At 38.3% G+C, this 18,574-nt stretch carries 17 protein-coding genes; 8 read left to right on the top strand and 9 right to left on the bottom strand.

Features of this window, described 5'->3' with window-relative positions:
- The first annotated feature begins 3 nt into the window (after positions 1–3).
- From D7029_RS05430 to D7029_RS05415, 4 genes are all read left to right on the top strand, one after another.
- Positions 4–1,113 (top strand): ATP-binding protein, encoded by a 1,110-nt coding sequence (locus D7029_RS05430; protein WP_088493422.1) that lies wholly within the window; start codon positions 4–6, stop codon positions 1,111–1,113.
- A 99-nt stretch (positions 1,114–1,212) separates the two neighbouring features.
- Complete coding sequence (locus tag D7029_RS05425) at positions 1,213–3,795, top strand: DUF5682 family protein (protein ID WP_194952056.1); 2,583 nt, start codon at positions 1,213–1,215, stop codon at positions 3,793–3,795.
- Positions 3,782–4,936 carry a VWA domain-containing protein gene (locus tag D7029_RS05420; protein WP_194952055.1) on the top strand — a complete coding sequence of 385 codons (1,155 nt, stop codon included), beginning with the start codon at positions 3,782–3,784 and terminating at the stop codon, positions 4,934–4,936. The genes D7029_RS05425 and D7029_RS05420 overlap by 14 nt, the downstream gene beginning before the upstream one ends.
- The gene (locus D7029_RS05415) at positions 4,933–7,005 is read left to right on the top strand and encodes an SWIM zinc finger family protein (protein WP_194952054.1); all 2,073 of its coding nucleotides are present in this window, start codon (positions 4,933–4,935) and stop codon (positions 7,003–7,005) included. The genes D7029_RS05420 and D7029_RS05415 overlap by 4 nt, the downstream gene beginning before the upstream one ends.
- Positions 7,006–7,099: 94 nt before the next feature.
- Here the strand turns inward: D7029_RS05415 and D7029_RS05410 are convergent, their stop codons facing one another.
- The 7 genes from D7029_RS05410 to seqA all read right to left on the bottom strand — a co-directional run bounded on the left by D7029_RS05410 (position 7,100) and on the right by seqA (position 12,233).
- Positions 7,100–7,843 (bottom strand): type 2 GTP cyclohydrolase I, encoded by a 744-nt coding sequence (locus D7029_RS05410; RefSeq protein ID WP_194952053.1) that lies wholly within the window; start codon positions 7,841–7,843, stop codon positions 7,100–7,102.
- A gap of 222 nt (positions 7,844–8,065) precedes the next feature.
- The gene (locus D7029_RS05405; RefSeq protein WP_036912074.1) at positions 8,066–8,272 is read right to left on the bottom strand and encodes a YbfA family protein; all 207 of its coding nucleotides are present in this window, start codon (positions 8,270–8,272) and stop codon (positions 8,066–8,068) included.
- A 369-nt stretch (positions 8,273–8,641) separates the two neighbouring features.
- A complete protein-coding gene (locus D7029_RS05400) occupies positions 8,642–8,935 on the bottom strand; it encodes a type II toxin-antitoxin system RelE/ParE family toxin (RefSeq protein ID WP_194952052.1) in 294 nt (97 codons plus the stop codon).
- Positions 8,928–9,170, bottom strand: coding sequence for a type II toxin-antitoxin system ParD family antitoxin (locus D7029_RS05395; protein WP_194952051.1), 243 nt, complete (start codon positions 9,168–9,170; stop codon positions 8,928–8,930). The genes D7029_RS05400 and D7029_RS05395 overlap by 8 nt, the downstream gene beginning before the upstream one ends.
- A gap of 155 nt (positions 9,171–9,325) precedes the next feature.
- Complete coding sequence (locus D7029_RS05390; protein ID WP_036938475.1) at positions 9,326–9,808, bottom strand: DUF1456 family protein; 483 nt, start codon at positions 9,806–9,808, stop codon at positions 9,326–9,328.
- Positions 9,809–9,954: 146 nt separating this feature from the next.
- Positions 9,955–11,595 carry a phosphoglucomutase (alpha-D-glucose-1,6-bisphosphate-dependent) gene (gene pgm / locus D7029_RS05385; RefSeq protein WP_194952050.1) on the bottom strand — a complete coding sequence of 547 codons (1,641 nt, stop codon included), beginning with the start codon at positions 11,593–11,595 and terminating at the stop codon, positions 9,955–9,957.
- A 74-nt stretch (positions 11,596–11,669) separates the two neighbouring features.
- A complete protein-coding gene (seqA, locus tag D7029_RS05380; RefSeq protein WP_194952049.1) occupies positions 11,670–12,233 on the bottom strand; it encodes a replication initiation negative regulator SeqA in 564 nt (187 codons plus the stop codon).
- Between the two features lie 460 nt (positions 12,234–12,693).
- Here seqA and ybfF point away from each other — a divergent pair, with 460 nt between their 5' ends.
- The 4 genes from ybfF (at position 12,694) to fur (ending at position 15,435) form a co-directional block, all read left to right on the top strand.
- On the top strand, positions 12,694–13,476 hold the full coding sequence (gene ybfF, locus D7029_RS05375) for an esterase (RefSeq protein ID WP_194952048.1): 783 nt from the start codon (positions 12,694–12,696) through the stop codon (positions 13,474–13,476).
- Between the two features lie 212 nt (positions 13,477–13,688).
- Positions 13,689–13,997 carry a LexA regulated protein gene (gene ybfE / locus D7029_RS05370; protein WP_036912278.1) on the top strand — a complete coding sequence of 103 codons (309 nt, stop codon included), beginning with the start codon at positions 13,689–13,691 and terminating at the stop codon, positions 13,995–13,997.
- Positions 13,998–14,271: 274 nt separating this feature from the next.
- Entirely contained in the window at positions 14,272–14,799 is a 528-nt protein-coding gene (gene fldA, locus D7029_RS05365) for a flavodoxin FldA (RefSeq protein WP_004244384.1), read from the top strand.
- A gap of 189 nt (positions 14,800–14,988) precedes the next feature.
- Positions 14,989–15,435, top strand: coding sequence for a ferric iron uptake transcriptional regulator (gene fur, locus D7029_RS05360; protein WP_023581171.1), 447 nt, complete (start codon positions 14,989–14,991; stop codon positions 15,433–15,435).
- Positions 15,436–15,514: 79 nt separating this feature from the next.
- On the opposite strand, the gene D7029_RS05355 is transcribed toward fur, so the two are convergent.
- Positions 15,515–16,354, bottom strand: coding sequence for a DUF817 domain-containing protein (locus tag D7029_RS05355; RefSeq protein WP_194952047.1), 840 nt, complete (start codon positions 16,352–16,354; stop codon positions 15,515–15,517).
- Between the two features lie 558 nt (positions 16,355–16,912).
- The gene (chiP, locus tag D7029_RS05350) at positions 16,913–18,307 is read right to left on the bottom strand and encodes a chitoporin ChiP (RefSeq protein ID WP_088493431.1); all 1,395 of its coding nucleotides are present in this window, start codon (positions 18,305–18,307) and stop codon (positions 16,913–16,915) included.
- Positions 18,308–18,574: the final 267 nt, after the last annotated feature.

The following is an 18,574-nucleotide window of genomic DNA, read 5'->3' as shown; positions in this document are numbered from 1 at the left end:
AATATGGCTAAAAAAGCACCCGCAGATCAACAAGCAATTAGGGAAAGTGCTGAGGTTCGATTTGCTCAAGAGTTAGAGCGTTTAACAAAAGCTGATGCTAATAATCCTAAACCACAAGGATGGCTTCGCTCACCCCGTGCTGTACGCCAATTTATTTTAGGTGATGATGCATTAGGCATCACACCTAAGTTTTTCGGCGATGATGCATTGGTTGATCGTGCAATTGTCACATTATTGGGTAAACAAGGTTTAATGTTGGTCGGTGAACCGGGTACGGCAAAATCAATGCTCTCAGAGCTTTTTGCTGCTGCCATCAGTGGTGATTCAGGTTTAACCATCCAAGGAACAGCGGGTACAACAGAAGATCATATTAAGTATTCTTGGAACTATGCATTGCTATTAGCAGAAGGCCCAACAGAACGCGCTTTAGTGGGTTCGCCGCTTTATCAAGGTATGTTACAAGGTAAAATTGTTCGCTTTGAAGAGATAACCCGTTGCCCTCCTGAAATTCAGGATGTGCTGGTTTCCTTAATGTCAGAGAAACAATTAATGATCCCTGAAATGGGTGATGGTGCGCGTATTAGTGCAAGACCGGGATTTAACCTTATCGGTACAGCAAACTTACGTGATCGCGGTGTTCATGAAATGTCGGCCGCATTAAAGCGCCGTTTTAACTTTGAAACCGTGAAACCTATTCGTGATCCCGCATTTGAAATCAGCCTGATCCAATCACAGCTTGAGAACGAATTAGGCTCTTTAGCCAATGAAGTCACTGTACCGGCGGATGTTGTGGAATTACTGGTCACAACATTCCAAGAGTTGCGCTCAGGTAATACGAAAGATGGTGGCAATATCAAAACACCTGATGCGGTTATGTCGACCGCAGAAGCCGTGAACATTGCTTACGCTTGTGCCTTAGAAGCACATTATTTAGGTGATGGAGTGATGAATGCAGGCGCAATTGCTCGCCAATTAATCGGTGTTGTATTAAAAGACAATGCTGATGATATCAAACGTATTCGTTATTACATGGACAACGTAGCTAGAGAGAGAGCAAGAAACAGTAAAGAGTGGAAAGCTTTCTTTGATGCATCAAAAGAGTTCTGGCAATAAAACGCTAAGACTTGTGGCTACACATTAAAATACGTTATTTATCTATTAAAGGCAGAGTTAACTTACTCTGCCTTTTCACCCAGAAAAGGGATCGACACGGTGACGCTACCTTCAATACCTTTACCAGAAAGAATTGACCAAGCACGACTGAAATGGACGTCGTTACAGCAACAACATCTCTATTTTGCCCCTGTACGCCACCATAGCCCGGCTTGTGCTTATGCGGTTTTATCATTAATTGATTCTGTAAAACCTGATTATATTTTAATTGAAGGCCCAGATACCTTTAATTCACTTATTCCTAGCCTAACAGATAAAGATACCCTGCCTCCCGTTGCGATTATGGGGCAAGCTGAGTATTTGCATAATGATGGAAACCAAGAAGAGCGTGAGAAATCACTGCACTCTGCCTATTTTCCATTTTGTGAATATTCGCCTGAATGGCAAGCTTTGCGGGGTGGTTTGCGCATCAATGCCAAAACACGTTTTATTGATTTACCTTGGGCTGCACAAGTTAATAACGAAGAGTATAGCGACTCGCAAAGTCGAAGCTTACAAAAAGAACGTTATTTAGCACATAGCCAGTTTATCGCGCAATTAGCTAAAAAATGTCACTGTCGTGATCATGATGATGTTTGGGAGCATCTTTTTGAATTACGTAGTATTGAGGCCTTAGCTGATTGGCAAACACTTTTTAATGACACCTTTATTTGGTGCGCACTTGCACGTCTTGATTATGAACCAGAAGTGCTTGAATCTGAGGGCTCTTCACAGCGTGAAGCACATATGCTCGCTCATATTCAAACCATCAAACAGCAAGAGCCTAATGCTAAAATTTTAATCGTCACAGGGGGATTCCATACCCTTGCATTAATTGAAGGTCTAGCTAACTCACAATCTCAATTTTTCGCCATTTCTAGCACAGAACAAAAGCAATTCACTAAAATGCAAAAAATGGGCGAAAATGAGCAAGCTTGGCTTATTCGCTACAGTTTTGACAGACTAGATGCACTTAATGGTTATGCTTCAGGTATGCCTTCTCCTGCATTTTATCAACAAGCTTGGCTAAGTTTGATGCAACAACATCATGATAAATTAGAAAATAATGATGTTGCCAAACAGCCAACCCAAGTTTATCGCAATAAAATGGGGATTGCTTTTCTAAGCTCTGTGGCTCAGGCGATTAGAGAAAAACAATTTGATAATCCACCGAGTTATTTAGCTGTAAAACTCGCAGCCGAACAGAGTTTACGCCTCGCTTTATTAAGAGATCACGCAGGTACAGGTCGCTATGATTTGCTTGATGGTTTACAAAGTGCCTTTATTAAGGGCAGTTTAGATGATAGTCAAAGCGAATTGTGGGCTGAAATCAAAACCTGCTTCTCAGGCTATCTCTTAGGTAAAATTCCATTAGGTACGGCAACACCTCCTTTAGTTAATGAGACTTATGAGCGAGCTAGAGCGTTTCGTTTCAAACTTGATGATACTTTAGCAAAAACAACTAAATGTGATGTTTATCGTAACCCACAACATCGCTTAAGAAGCCGTTTTCTACATTTATTGGCTTTCTTAGAGATCCATTTTGCACACCGTGTAAATGGTCCTGATTTTCTTTCTGGTCATCAATTAGATCTGTTATTTGAAGAGTGGCAATACGCTTGGACACCCAATGTAGAAGGCGAGCTGATTTCATTATCAGAGAAAGGCTCTCAACTCGAAGCTATCGCCTTAAATAAGCTGTTATCAATGGAGAAACAGCTTGAAGAACAAGGGCAAAGTCGTTCAAGTCAGAGTGCTGTTACATTATTAATCCAAGCCGCATTAATTGGGCTCCACCAGCGCATTCCATCACTCTTTAAACTGTTAGATAGCTATATTCAGCAAGATTTTCGTCTTGAGTCACTGACTCAGTGTGGACATAAACTGATCCATTTATGGCGAGGTCGCCAATATCTTGATATTACTGATGAGCTTTCACTTGAAAATCGCCTACATCAAGTTATTCCGCAAGCTTTCTTTTGTTTAGAGCAATTGGCTCAAGGTGATGAACAACAACAAGAAAGCAATTTACAAGCTCTACTCTCTTTACGTGAATTGATTGAATTTATGCCATCGCTCAATAATCAGCATGATTATAAAAGTGATTTCTATCAGCAACTCAATCGCCTTGATGGTCAATTAGATACAGTGCCTTTATTAAAAGGTGCAGTAGATGCCTTACGTTATTTAGGTTCATATATTGATGAAAATACGTTGGTCACCGCGCTAAATACGACCTTCAGTACAGGCAGTTCTCCTGAACATGCCATTGGTTATTTCGTTGGTATGATGCGAACAGCACCAGAGTTAGTTATTCGCCTTCCGTTATTGGTCGATCACTTAAATACCTTGCTACAGCAATGGGATGAAGAGCGATTTATTCAGATCTTGCCTGATCTGCGTTTTGCCTTTAGCCAACTTAATCCCAAACAAAATGCAGAGCTGGCGCAATATATTGCCAACGATATTGGTTTAGATACCCAAGCGTTATCTTTATGGCAGTCAGAATTTAGTGCTAAACAGATGCTTGAAGCCACTAAACTCAATCAAAAATTACAACAGCGAATAATGGAACAAGGCATGATTTCTTGGTTTGACGCTAAGAAAATAGAGAAAGGAGATACGACTCATGAGTCAGCATAATGACGATATGCCTGAAGATAAAATAAAACAAGCAAAACGTTGGCGTCTGATTTTAGGTCAATATGCTGATGATGCCCTTGGGCAAGCGACTTTTAATGCTGATGATTTAAAAGTGGAGCGTACACTCGACTTTCTCTACCGCCGAGAATATCAGCGCCGAGGTCTTCGCCAAGAGCGAGGACGTCATGGATCACTCGATGCATCGCAACTTACTGCGGTAAACTGGCTAAATCAAGCGCGTAAGCTATTTCCTAATAGCACCTTTGAACGTATGCAATCACAGGCTATTGAACGTTATCAAATCAGTAGTTTTCTTAAAGATCCCAATACGTTAAAAGCGATGGAGCCAACAAAAGCGTTAGCGAAAACATTATTAAGTTTACGTGGACGCATGAGTGAAGAAACGCGAGATGCAGTTAAAACGATTATTCGTAAAGTGGTCGATGATATTTTGCGTCAAATTCGCAATAACTTTCGCCAATCATTAACAGGTCGCCGTAATCGTTTTAGACGCTCTTTAGTGCCTAATAGCCGTAATTTTGATTGGCGTGCCACCATCGCTGCAAACTTAAAACATTACGATACTCAAAATCGCCGTTTAGTGATTGAAACTCCTTACTTTAACTCACGGATGCAACAACATTTTCCGTGGGATGTCATTCTTTGCGTTGACCAAAGTGCGTCAATGTCTAGCTCAATTATGTATGCGGCTGTTTGTGCCAGTATTTTAGCCTCTTTACCTGCTGTTAATGTCTCTTTAGTAGTTTTTGATACCCAAGTTGTCGATTTATCGCATTTAGCAGACGATCCCGTTGAAGTCTTAATGACCGTACAATTGGGTGGCGGTACTGATATTGCAGGTGCAATGCAATACTGTGAAAGTTTGGTCAAAAACCCTAAACGCACAGTTATTTCACTTATCAGTGACTTTGAAGAAGGTGGCTCATTAAACCGTTTATTAGATTGCACGCAACGTCTTAATAGCCAACAAGTTAAATTATTGGGTCTTGCAGCACTTGATGATGAGGCTCAACCTGCTTATGACTCTGCTATTGCACAAAAACTTGCAGATAGAGGCATGCAAGTTGCAGCGTTAACACCTGAACATTTCGCACAATGGTTGGCAGAGGTAATGCAATGAGTTGGCAAACTGTTTACTTTCATTACGATGAAGATGCGCTCACTGTATTTGCTAATGCAGGATTATTAAGACGCGCAAGAAAAGATGTTGATAACGAAAAAGTTTCTCTCACTGATGCCAATACTGGGCAATTTAGCAGTGATGGACAAAATGTTGTTTTACACGAAGCGGGTATCCAACAAGCCAGTTGCGATTGCTCTGCATCTGGTTGTTGCAAACATATTTTAGCCGCTGTTTTATGGCTACAAGCTAACAATAGCGCTGATAATTCAAATGACGATAATAGTGGAGAAACATCATCAGAGGCTATTATTGAGCCTGTTGAAATCTCTCCACTGTTACCTACGCTATTTACACTTGATCCGGAAGCATTAATCAAAAAGGCAGGAAAACCAGCCTGTCGTGTGGCGATTAAATTAGTTGAGCAGTGGGAAACAATAACATTGAATTTAGAAGACACAGGGACACAGTTAAAAATTCAACTCCCTGATGTTGATGAGCCCGTTATTTTCTTACAAGGTAGTGGTTACGATGGCATGTTATCGCCATTTTCTGACTCACAGAAAAAAGCATTCCACCTTGCTATTGTGGCTAAAATATTTGAACAACATGCTCAACCATGGAGTTGGCCTGAAGATTTAATCATTGTGCAATCTTCAAAGCGCCCTCTCAATGAAGAAGAAACAGCGTTAATTACGACGGTTGAACAATTTATTTATGATTTATTGCGCCAAGGGCTATCACATATCAGCTTGAGCAGTGCCACACAATTACACTTATTGAATATGTCCGCTCGAGCAGAAGGTTTACCTCGTTTGGCATCTTATTTACGAACATTGAGCACTCAAGTCAAACTGTTGGCAGAAAGACATTTCACTATGGATGAAAGTAATGTCTTGCGCTTGTTAGCTCATATTTCAGCCTATCTATTTCAATTATCCAGTGCGACGCCAGAACAGCTAAAAGTGTTACGAGGACAACTTCGCCGTCAATATGACGATAAAAAAGCGAGCCTCTCTCTGATCCCTGTTGGCGCAAATTGGTGGACAGCGCAAAGTGGTGCATTAGGCGCAACCTTTACCTTTTGGGATAAAGAAGAGAAACAGCTATTACAAGCGACTCAAGCACGCCCTAATCAACTTGATACTCTGTTTAATCGTTATAGTGTTTGGAATAGTTTATCGTTATGGAAACAAACATCCGATAAATTAATGCGTCGTCCTTTTTTATTACAAGAGCCTCGTATTTCTGATGAAGGAAAACTGGCAACTATTGGCGAAAGCTTCGCACAAAGCCAAACTGATTTTCTTGATATTACCGATTATCACAATCTACAAACTGAATTAGGGATCAACAATTGGCAAGAGTTACCAGACTATTTTGCTAATCAGCCTGAAGGGTTTCTTTCCCCTCTCGTCTTACATATCAAAAGCTATAAACCATTAATTTGGTATGAAATAGAGCAATGCGTTATCTGGGATGTTTCAGATAATCATGATAATTCAGCCTTCTTACGTCTTTATTGGGAAGGAACAATGCAAAATAATCTGGAAGAATTACGTTATCTCACTAAGCGAGAATTAGAGATAGTTGCAGTCACCGTGCAGCCTGTTCGACGTGATTTAAATATGGATTTATTGCCAACGACTATTTGGCTCAAAACCGAAAAAGGCATTGAAATGTTTTATCTCGATTTTGACCAATTTCCACGTAAGAAAAAACAATCAGGATTTATTAGTCGTATTCAAGAATATATGGCTAAACGTAAGCAACAAACGGCAATGCATCACAGTGAACCGACATTAGCACAAAAGTTCTGTCGCCCTATTTTGTCTGTATTAGAAGCCCAAGCATGTACCGGACGGGAATTGCTTTCTGAAATGCAAAAAGAGCAGTTAGAAACAAGTAAACATACTGCTGACGATTTGGGAATGACATTAATTGCCAACCAATTAGCTCGTTATCTGGCATTAACTACGCGTGACTCTCAGGCTTTATTACAGTTAATTTGGCTATGTGATAATCTGCAACAATTACAAAGTCCATTACCCATTCAGCTTAATGAGTAATAAATATCTCCCGATATAGCTGAGGATGTATATATACAAAAAAGCTATCTCTCTTTAATTAGAGAGATAGCTGATAAAATAAGAATAAGTAGGCTTATGCTGGATTATCAATATCAACAAACGTCACATCGAAGTGATGTGTTTGAGCAAGCCATTCACCTAATGCTTTAATACCATAACGCTCTGTCGCATGGTGTCCCGCTGCAAAAAAATGAACGCCCATTTCTCTTGCGATATGAATAGTCTGTTCCGATACTTCACCCGTTACAAAAGCATCCACACCCTGCTCTGCTGCATCTTGAATAAAGCCCTGCCCGCCCCCCGTGCACCAAGCAATATTACGAATAGTTTCAGGGGCATTATCACCACAATGTAATACCTTGCGTTGTAACGCTTTTTCTAAACGTTCTTTTAATTCAAGAGGCGTTAAAGGCAAATCAAATACACCTTTAGGCACTAAAGGTAATATTTCACCTTCAACTTTAACGCCCATTTTTAACGCTAATTGAGCATTGTTTCCTAAGATTGGGTGGGCATCTAACGGCAGGTGATAACCAAAAAGATTAATGTCATTACAAAGCAATGTCTTTAAGCGATTACGCTTCATTGAACGAATAACAACAGGCTCATTTTTCCAAAAGTAACCGTGGTGTACTAAAATTGCATCAGCGTTTAATCGTACAGCTTCATCAAGTAATGCTTGGCTTGCAGTCACACCCGTTACTATTTTTTGAATATGAGGGCGTCCTTCGACTTGAAGTCCATTAGGCGCATAATCTTGAAAGTTCTCAATGCTTAACTTCTCATTAATCACTAATTCCAGATCAGTATTCTTCATTTCATTTATTTCCCTGTTATCACGAATGCCACTATTTATATAACAATAAGATAAATAGCAATAGGTTAATGGCTTTCGTTTAAATGACTCATTACTGTTTATTGTAACGTAAAAATTGAAGATTATTTGAGGATAAGAAAAAACAAAAAGATAGCACAGGAAAAGTGCTTAAAGCGGGATAAAAATAACGCCTACTTTTGCAGGCGTTATTTTTATATTCTGTTATTTGTGACTATTGAGTGCCACTTCTGATTTTGCCAGCCAAACTGGTTTATCACTTGTTTTAGACCATACACGGTGTATATAGCTATAAAATTGTGCGCGTTTAGGATGGAAAATCATAACAGGAAATGCCACAACACCTAGCGCAACAGCACCAGTACGACGGGCCAAAACATGTTTTTTTGTATATTCGTTATAAGCTGGCATAGTGCTCTCCTGTATAGAGATTAATTTGATGACTGAAATTTTACCTCATTTGATGAAATTTTACTACTGATCAGACCACTCAATTCGTGCGAAAAATCACCTTTATTTTGCTTGATATGTAATTAAATTTCAGAATGGAAACAAAAACGAAACATAAGTAACATAATTATTAACAAAATTAGATCGGTATTTTTACTTAATGAAAGTTGTAGTAAATAATTTTGAGGATAAATTATCAAAAAAGAAAAAAATCAAATAAGAGAAGAGAGGTAGGATATTCAAGAATGCGGGTTTTAGTATTAATAATATAGATCTATTGCTAAATAATACACAACTGAATAATACATTTAGCAGTGAGTAATGAAATACTTATTCAGGGAAATCAAGAAAATCCACATCCATCGAATGATGGATAAGGCGAGCGATAAATAAGGTATCATTTTTTGGTAGATAATAAATTGAGTGTTTTTTAAACTCAAATCGTCTCATACCGTCACACACCCAATTACACTCTCGCCCAATCCAAGGTGCTCGAGCAAGTAGCTCAAATGTCTGTTTTAACTCATTATGATATTTTTTTGCCTGAGTTACACCAAATTGCTGAATGGTATAACGTGCAATTTGATAAATATCTTCTTCTGCTAATTTAGAGAGTTTATACATTTAAGTCCTTTTCAGCTCTTGCAAAAATATCATCCATGTTGTTTTCACTTTCTGGTGAATTCACACCATCTAGTACCATTTTACGAACTATTTGGATCCGTTCTTCTCTGATTTCCATCATACGTAAAGCATCTCTGATTACCTCGGAGGTATTTCCATAACGTCCTGAATTAATCATTTCACCAACAAAACCATTAAAATGTTCACCCAAAGTTACGCTAGTTACTCGTGCCATAAATCCTTCCCACATTGTATTACTTAGTAATACAACAGTAGCAATAAATTTATTAATTTGCCAGCTAATACCATAAAAAAACACCCCAATATTGAAAACCAATTTTGGGGTGTCATCAGTAAATAGAGAATTTTATGGCTTAAAATACCCTGAACTTATTTCTTAACTGCTTTACCTTTACCACGCAGGGTTTCGGTTAATCCTTTCAGGAAGTATCTTACAAGCTGATCGCCACAGTTACGGTAGTTTTTATGTCCTGGTTTACGAAATACAGCACTTAATTCAGGCTTAGAAACACGGAAGTCCGCAAGCTCATAAATCTTTAGAATATCCACATCTTTTAATTCAAAAGCGACACGCAGTTTTTTTAAGATAATGTTATTTGTAATACGCTTTTCAACTTCAGGTGCTGGGAAGTTTTCATCTTTTCCGCGACGATAAAAAATTAGACCATTTAAAAAATGCCCCATTGCATTATCGTCACACTCGACAAATTCAGGTTCATCGTCTTTTTTCAGCCAGCTATTTACTAACTCTTTTGTAACTGTGTAATCAGCCAGTTTCATGATTTCAACAACATGTGCATCACTTAGATCCAGCATGTAACGTACACTTCGTAAAACAAAATTATTTTGCATTGTATTGATTATCCACTCTATTTTTAATTCTAAATCAACCTCAATGATGGATATCAATGCTGTGATCTAAAAATATTCAATAATTAAAAAAATACACTCTACCTTTGGGTAGAGTGTATTCTATATAAATAGTTTATTGCACTAACTTATTTGTTAGCAAAAACATTATTTACTATTTCAATCGCTTCTTTTTCAATTAATTCACGATGCTCAGGGCCTCGGAAGCTTTCACAGTAAATCTTATATGCTTCTTCAGTGCCAGAAGGACGAGCCGCAAACCAACCGTAATCGGTCATCACTTTTAAGCCACCAATAGATGCGCCATTACCTGATGCATGTGTTAAACGTGCAGTAATCGGGTCTCCGGCTAATGTGCTTGCGGTTACCATTTCTGGTGATAAGCGAGACAACAGCGCTTTTTGTTCATGAGTTGCTGATGCTTGAATACGGTTATAGCTTGGTGAACCAAAGCGTTGTGCCAATTCGTTATAATGCTCTTGCGGATCTTTACCTGTGACGGCTTTCATTTCAGCAGCTAACAGACATAAAATGATGCCATCTTTATCGGTTGACCATGGTTTGCCATTAAAGCGTAAGAAAGATGCACCTGCACTCTCTTCACCACCAAAGCCAAATTCACCACTAAATAAGCCTTGAACAAACCATTTAAAACCAACTGGCACTTCAACAAGTTCACGACCTAAGTCAGCGACAACACGGTCAATCATTGCACTTGAAACCAGTGTTTTACCCACTTTTACATCTTTAGCCCATTGTGGACGATGACGGAAAAGATAGTTAATTGCAGCCGCTAAATAGTGGTTTGGATTCATTAAACCAGACGGTGTCACAATACCATGACGGTCATAATCAGGATCGTTGGCAAAGGCTAAGTCAAATTTATCACGCAGTTGTAATAAACCTTCCATTGCCCATGGTGACGAACAGTCCATACGAATAACGCCATCATGATCAAGCGTCATAAAACGGAATGTCTGATCAACTTGATCGTTAACTAATTCAAGATCAAGGCCATAATACTCACCAATACGTTTCCAGTACTCGATACCGGAACCACCTAATGGATCAACACCTAATTTTAAGCCTGCTTTCTTAATAGCTTCCATATCAACAACGTCACCTAACGCTTTGACATAAGGCATAATTAAGTCTTGAGCTTCAATATAACCGCTTGCTAATGCTTCATCATAAGAAAGACGTTTGATGCCCGCTAAATTGCTTTCAAGCAGTTCATTGGCACGTTTCTCAATAACTGAAGTTAAATCTGTATCCGCAGGTCCACCATTTGATGGATTATATTTAATACCGCCATCTTCAGGTGGATTATGAGATGGTGTTATCACGATACCATCAGCAATATCTTGATGTGCTTCGTTGTATGTCAAAATAGAAAAAGAAACTGCCGGTGTTGGTGTATAGCCATTATTTTCTTGAATAATCACCTTAACTTTATTGGCAGCAAGTACTTCTAAAACAGAAATAAATGCAGGCTCTGACAGTCCATGAGTATCTTTACCCACGTAGCATGGCCCTGTTACTCCATTTTTAGCACGTACTTCAGCAATAGCTTGTGCAATTGCCAAAATATGCGCTTCATTAAAGCTATGGCGATTTGCACTTCCGCGATGACCAGATGTACCAAATTTCACACGATGAGCGTTATTGCTAGCTTGTGGTTTAAGTGAATAATATTGAGACGTTAATTGCGCCACATTAATCAGATCACTTTGACGAGTATGCTGCCCTGCTCTTGGATGAATTGCCACAAATCTTCTCCTATTTGACATCACAATCACGCTTTAAACAAAAGCCTTTGCAATGCATCAATTAACAATAGTGGTTAGATAGTTCCACACACCTTATCAATCTCATTTGCAGGAAATTGCATATCCTGCATGATGCTTTGTACCATCGTTCTCTTACGCTCTGTGTTCGAGTTAGTAATAACCCAAAACGGCGTGCCTGAAATATGGCGCGGTTTTGTATGACGTCCACTATCGAGTAATGTTTGTTCATCACCAGCAAAATAGATACGTGTTCGTCCATGTACTGTTTCAGCAGATTGAGTAAAAGTAGCGCTATCTAGGCTATATAACGTAGAAAGGATCTGTAAAAAACGATCAACTGATTTTGTTTTTTCTGCATAACTGTCAGATAACAGCAGTTCTCGCATTTCACGGATCGGATTTTTTGCTGGTGTAATAGCTGGTGTTATAGGTGTAGGTTCAGCTTCCTGTTTAATAACAGGCGCTTGTACTGACTCAGTGACAACGACTGGTTGTACGGGCTGTTTGGCATCGAGCTTCAGTAGACGCCTTAAAATATCTGAAGCGCTTTCACCGATATGTCTAGTTTCGCTAGCAATATAGCGGTAAAGTTCGTCATCAATTTCTATCTTTTTCATTGCTACCCAGTACTATTTTCAAAAAAAAGTAATTAGGATTATAAGATATAATCTTTAAAAACAAAATAGGTAAAATTTCAATAACTTAAAGAGGATCTATTCAAGATCCTACCGTTTTAAAGGCTAAGCTCGGTATTTATCCTATTGTTTATCTCGGTATCATCTTCTATTCTTTGAACTTATTCGCACAAAGCCAGCTTTAAATTCCACTATATCACACCACTCCAGCCCCCAAATAATATAAAATTCTAATTATTTATTTTTGAGCAATGTCAAGATTTCAACTTTTTAAATAAGTTTGGAATATATACCTAGACAATAGTGCTTTTATAGTTTTTTATAAATTTCTCTTATCAATTATTTCTGAACTTCATCACTCTTTCATATTATTACGATAAGTTGGCTTAGCACCTCGTGCATGTCATCATAGAAGAAAATCGCAATTATTTTGGTCATTAATATGAAACTCAATACATTATTAAATTATCAATTACACCAACCTGAAACGACACCTGCATCCAGTTTACCTATCGTCTTGATCCACGGCCTTTTTGGTGATCTGAATAATTTAGGTGTTTTAGGTCGCGCACTTCGCCAAGATAATACCGTGATACAAATTGATGTGCGTAATCATGGGCATTCTCCTCATAGTGAAAGTATGAATTATCAAGATATGGCGCAAGATGTGCTTACATTGCTTGATAGTTTAAATATCCCAAAAGCCATTATTATTGGTCACTCAATGGGAGGCAAAATTGCGATGGCGATGACAGCATTAGCCCCTGAGCGTATCGCAAATATTGTTGTGATTGATATGTCACCTGTTGCCTATAATGTTCGCCGTCATGACAAAATCTTTGCTGCACTTGAAGCTGTAACTAAAGCCCAAGTCACGCGCCGTCAAGATGCGGTGGAAATCATGCGTCCTTTTATTAAAGAAGACGGTGTGATCCAATTTTTACTTAAATCATTCAAAAATGGTGAGTGGCTATTTAATTTACCTGCAATACAAAATGCCTATTCAGACATTATTGGCTGGCAAGAAGTACCAGCTTGGCATCAACCTGTATTATTTATTCGGGGAGGTTTATCACCTTATATTTTGGATGAGTATCGTGAAAACATAGCTCGTCAATTCCCTCTCGCAACCGCCTTTGTTGTTGCAAACACGGGGCATTGGGTGCATTCAGAAAAACCAGATACCGTCATTAAGGCAATTCGTCGCTTTTTAGAGAAAGCTTAGTGAATAAATTTAACTGCTTAAAATAACGCCACTGAAAAAATGATAACTTAATAGAATGTATAATTATTGTACTTAAAAACAGTATCTGTTGATAAAAAGACCAAATCACAATAGGTTAAAGTCAGGAAGCAGTGGCGAGACATCACTATGTGGGGTATTATTGGGCGTTTCGCAATTTAGTCATTGGTATACGCCCTTTCACAGCAAAATTTATGGCAAAAGAACAAACTGATCGCACCACACTGGATTTGTTCGCAGATGAACGCAGACCTGGGCGACCTAAAACAAACCCGCTTTCTCGGGATGAACAGCTTAGAATTAATAAACGCAATCAATTAAGACGTGACAGAGTTAATGGCTTACGTCGAGTTGAGTTAAAATTAAATGAAGATGCTGTGAATGCTCTCAATGAGTTGGCGACAGAAAGAAACGTCAGTCGTAGTGAGCTTATTGAAGAAATATTACTAGAGCAATTGGCGCAAAATCACGCCTTAAAAATGCATCAAAACAAAAATAGCTAGCAGATAAACCACACAAATTCGACAGAATTAGCCTGCTATTTTCGTCAAAATACGTTTTTAGTTTTCTATTATGAAAACACAATGCTTATCTTTCACTAGTAATTGTTCAAACACAGACAAATATACTCTAAATATTTTGAAGTGTAGCTAGGTGACAAGTGAATGAGTCACTGGAAACATACAAGAAAGTATGTAACTTGTGAAAATATACGTAGTCAATAACGCTACAATTTGAAATATAACGAATTTAGAATAAAAGAGGTTATCTCACTTTATGGCAATCATAGGAATATTCTTCGGCAGTGATACTGGCAACACTGAAAATATTGCCAAAATGCTTCAAGAAAGACTGGGCGCTGATAATGCCGAAGTTCATGATATTGCAAAATCCAGTCAAGAAGACATCGAAGCGTTCGATATTCTGTTACTAGGTATTCCTACTTGGTATTATGGTGAAGCACAATGTGATTGGGATGACTTTTTCCCAACACTAGAAGATATTGATTTCAATGGTAAGCTTGTTGCACTATTTGGTTGTGGTGACCAAGAGGACTACGCAGAATATTTCTGTGATGCAATGGGTACTATCCGCGATATTATTGAGCCTCGTGGCGCAGTTATCGTAGGTCATTGGCCAACAGAAGGTTATCATTTCGAAGCCTCTAAAGGGCTTGCAGATGATAATCATTTTATCGGTCTTGCGATTGATGAAGATCGTCAACCAGAATTAACCGAAGAGCGTGTTGACGCTTGGGTTGCTCAAATCAAAGAAGAAATGAGCCTAGACGAAATTCTGGGATAAAATAAATACTCAATATTGAGAATGATAATTATTCAATGGTGTGCTAAGATAGTGTGATAGGTGGGGTGTTTATTTTTAAATATCATGCCTATAATCAATGAGGTTATTTATTCACCCGAGTATTAATGAATAAAACCTATTTGTGAGCACAAAAATTAAATTCACCATTAGCAACAGGATTAAATCCGCATGACCGACAATAATAAAGCGTTAAAAAATGCTGGGTTAAAAGTTACACTTCCTCGCTTAAAGATCTTGGAAGTGCTCCAGGATCCTGAGTGCCATCATGTCAGTGCTGAAGATCTCTACAAAAAACTCATCGATATCGGTGAAGAGATTGGTCTGGCAACAGTGTATCGCGTCTTAAACCAATTTGATGATGCTGGTATTGTTACCCGACATAATTTTGAAGGTGGTAAATCAGTATTTGAATTAACTCAACAACACCATCATGACCACTTAATTTGTCTTGATTGTGGTAAAGTTATCGAGTTTACAGACGATGCAATTGAATTACGCCAAAGAAACATCGCTGAACGTCATGGTATCAAGCTTTCCAATCATAGCCTTTACTTATATGGCCACTGCGCTGAAGGCAATTGCAAAGAAGATAGCCACGCACATGATGAGAAATAATTCATTCTGGATAATCTCTCAGTAAAAAAAAGGAACTGTTCACAGTTCCTTTTTTATTGCCTAAAATCCGAGGATAACTCTACTTAGCCACACTGATACTGTGCTTAATATGTTTTAAATGAACCACAATGGTAAATGTGACAATAACCAATAGTGACCAAGAGCCCCATTTGCCTGCATGTACAGCAGACCAAGCACCAATTTGGTTAGGATATTGCCAAACACCAAAAAATGTACCGAAATTCTCAGCAAGCCAAATAAAGAAACCTATTAGAACAAAAGCGAGTAATAAAGGCATTTTTCGCTCAGTATCATAAGGAGTAAAATAAACCACACTACGAGCATAAAGACCTAAAATAAAGGCAGTTAAATACCAGCGATAATCACCGATAAAGTGATGAGAAAAGAAATTAATATAGATAGCGAGAGCAACCAAAGTTGCCATCCAATAAGGTGGATAATGTTCAATTCGTACTTTTAAAAAACGCCATGCTTGAATTAAATAACTTCCTACCGCAGAGTACATAAACCCTGTAAACAAAGGGACTTCCCACAATTTTGTATAAGCAAAATCAGGGTATTTCCACGATCCAATTGCCGCTGATGTTTTAAATAATTCCATCACAAACCCAACAATGTGGAAAAAACAGATCGCTTTTAATTCATCCCATGTTTCTAGCTTTCCCCACACCATCCATAATTGAAAAGCGATAGCGAGAATAAGAAGCACGTCATAACGAGGTATACCAAAGATACCTTTACTTGGTGTTGCAAATAAAATAAAAAAGAAAAATCCGGCAAATAAACAAGAACGCGCCTCTTTTACACCAAAAAAAAGAAATTCAACAATAAATCGTTTTATACCTTTAAAGGGTTTCAATGGCGGTTCTAATAAAAAATCATCCAATCGCTTTAACATGCTTCTTCCTGAAAACTCGCATTATCGAACAGCATTCAATGCAGAATAATAAATAAGGTGAGATAAAATGAATGGCAAGAAATTTGCCATAGAATAAAAAAACCTACAAGGATGAAAAGGACGAAAAAGAAAGGAATTAAAAAATAAAGGTATTTACCCCCCACTACGATACCCACTCTGACTTCCTTTACTTAGGGTAAATACCTTACGCAAATTTTGCGAAATAACTGAAGCACAGGAGATAAACATAACCCACTCACATTTATCTCAGACGACATGACATGACGACTTTACTTCATTACTTTTACTACATACTGCGATTTTAAAACGACTCTTTACTGCTTTTACTCTTTTACTCTTTTACTTCTACTCTTTTACTTCCACTTTTTACTACTGCTGACAACTTCACTTTATTAACGAGGCTTATTTGTAAGGCTCTTCTTAATTACCGCATCCCTACCTTTCTACTACTTATTTTTACTTATCGTAATCGTATTTAGCTTTTTTAGTTTTATTCAGGATAAAGTGCAATTAATACACTTTATCCTTATGCTGATATTAGAAAATAGTAAATGGCATTATCACGTTAAACTTAACGTCTTTTTCATCTTGGAAAATATTACCAAAACCACCTTCATAACTTGGAATATCGGAGTGGTTATCATAACGGGTATAGTGAAGCTTAAAGAGAGTGCCTTTAGCGCGACCTTCTTGAACCGTATACATAATATCCGCATTCCATGCACTTTCTCTGATACGCTGACCTTGGTCATAAATAGCTTTACCACTTGGCTTAGCATCCCATGCGTAAACATAAGAAGTACCTACTGCCCAGCCTGACAGATCCCAGTTTTTCAGATCATACATAACGCCAGCATAAAGTGCTTTTTCACCATTGGCGTTAAAGTCAGAACGACCATCCCACCAGACATCAAGACGACCATTAGAGGTTGCCCAGCCCGGAGTCATACGTTGTAAGAAATAACCTTGATTACCTTCAGCTTTAACCCACGTTCCTTCTACTTTGAAGTCAAATACATTGTAGGTATAACCAAAAGTCAGTGCTTGTAACCATGCCAGCCCATCATAAACGTCATTAACGCCACCACCGGTAACTTTATCTTTAGCACCGTAGAATTGGTAAGACGTTCTTAATGCATTGTCAGCAATTGGGAAATCATAAGAAACTTTACCAAAATACTGATCGATATAACCATCAGCCTGACCAAATGCAGCTTCTAACACTAAGCTGTTTTTAAAATCATATTTAGCGCCGAAAGAGTGAAGATAGCTGATATTCGTTTCTAGATCAGCTTTACGGAAATTGTACATATTCCGATACCATGGTGCTTTATATTCATCTGTCCACATATAGGAGAAAGATAATTCACCACTTTTATCGAAATCAAAGACAGCGCCCGCTTCAGCACCGCGGTAAGTTCCCGGTAAGAAGCTCCAGTGTGGACGCAATAAGCTTTGGCCTTTAGGTTGAATATATCCACCTTGAGCCCAGAAGTTACCTAATTTGAATTTCGCAGCCGCTTTATAAACGCTCATGCCACTGCGATCGCCAGTCCATTTTTCATCCCAGCGACTTTTTGCATCACTAAAACCGATTTCATTAGGTGCCGCAGGGCCACTGTTATTCAATTCAGCCGCACCAAAGGCAGCTAAATCAATACCAATAAAATCACCAAGGTAACCTGATGAGAAATCGAGATTAGCGTTGAAAGTAGAATGGTGTAAGTTAGCTTTGTATTTGCCGTAATCAGGGCTATTTGGTGTTAACTCTTTTCTATCACGGTCACGTTGCCAATAAAAAAGACCGCCTGTTAAGGTTGAGTCATCAATAAACCCTTCAGCATGAGACATTTTTGCAGGTAGTGCAGTTACAAGCAATGCGCCCATAACGGCAAGTGCCACCCTGCCTGGTTTAGCATTTTGCATAACCATAGCATTGTTTCCTCTTTGACTTTGACTAAAAAAGAAATAAGCACAATGCCTATTTCCAAATATAAAACCCCAAGTGGGGAAAAAACCTAAATTAGGTTATAAACAGCATATTTTTCGCGACGCGAATTATCAACCAAAAAAAAAGAATTTTTATCAAAATATGACAAAGGGCACATAACTAAATGATCGTTTCATTTTCTTTCTTTTATAAAGATTGGTTAAAAATAAACATAATCACTTGATTTAATTGTATTTTATAAATCAATC

Origin of the sequence: Proteus vulgaris (assembly GCF_016647575.1) — a bacterium.
Classification (GTDB): Bacteria; Pseudomonadota; Gammaproteobacteria; order Enterobacterales; family Enterobacteriaceae; genus Proteus; species Proteus mirabilis_B.
This window is presented reverse-complemented; position numbering and strand designations above follow the sequence as displayed.

Bases quoted from the DNA above. Each gene is read 5' to 3' on its own strand.
- D7029_RS05420 (WP_194952055.1), top strand. From the start codon at position 3,782: ATGAGTCAGCATAATGACGATATGCCTGAAGATAAAATAAAACAAGCA.
- D7029_RS05355 (WP_194952047.1), bottom strand. From the start codon at position 16,354: ATGTTAAAGCGATTGGATGATTTTTTATTAGAACCGCCATTGAAACCC.
- D7029_RS05415 (WP_194952054.1), top strand. From the start codon at position 4,933: ATGAGTTGGCAAACTGTTTACTTTCATTACGATGAAGATGCGCTCACT.
- D7029_RS05430 (WP_088493422.1), top strand. From the start codon at position 4: ATGGCTAAAAAAGCACCCGCAGATCAACAAGCAATTAGGGAAAGTGCT.
- fldA (WP_004244384.1), top strand. From the start codon at position 14,272: ATGGCAATCATAGGAATATTCTTCGGCAGTGATACTGGCAACACTGAA.
- D7029_RS05400 (WP_194952052.1), bottom strand. From the start codon at position 8,935: ATGTATAAACTCTCTAAATTAGCAGAAGAAGATATTTATCAAATTGCA.
- seqA (WP_194952049.1), bottom strand. From the start codon at position 12,233: ATGAAAAAGATAGAAATTGATGACGAACTTTACCGCTATATTGCTAGC.
- D7029_RS05395 (WP_194952051.1), bottom strand. From the start codon at position 9,170: ATGGCACGAGTAACTAGCGTAACTTTGGGTGAACATTTTAATGGTTTT.
- ybfE (WP_036912278.1), top strand. From the start codon at position 13,689: ATGGCAAAAGAACAAACTGATCGCACCACACTGGATTTGTTCGCAGAT.
- D7029_RS05390 (WP_036938475.1), bottom strand. From the start codon at position 9,808: ATGCAAAATAATTTTGTTTTACGAAGTGTACGTTACATGCTGGATCTA.
- chiP (WP_088493431.1), bottom strand. From the start codon at position 18,307: ATGGTTATGCAAAATGCTAAACCAGGCAGGGTGGCACTTGCCGTTATG.
- D7029_RS05410 (WP_194952053.1), bottom strand. From the start codon at position 7,843: ATGAAGAATACTGATCTGGAATTAGTGATTAATGAGAAGTTAAGCATT.
- ybfF (WP_194952048.1), top strand. From the start codon at position 12,694: ATGAAACTCAATACATTATTAAATTATCAATTACACCAACCTGAAACG.
- fur (WP_023581171.1), top strand. From the start codon at position 14,989: ATGACCGACAATAATAAAGCGTTAAAAAATGCTGGGTTAAAAGTTACA.
- D7029_RS05405 (WP_036912074.1), bottom strand. From the start codon at position 8,272: ATGCCAGCTTATAACGAATATACAAAAAAACATGTTTTGGCCCGTCGT.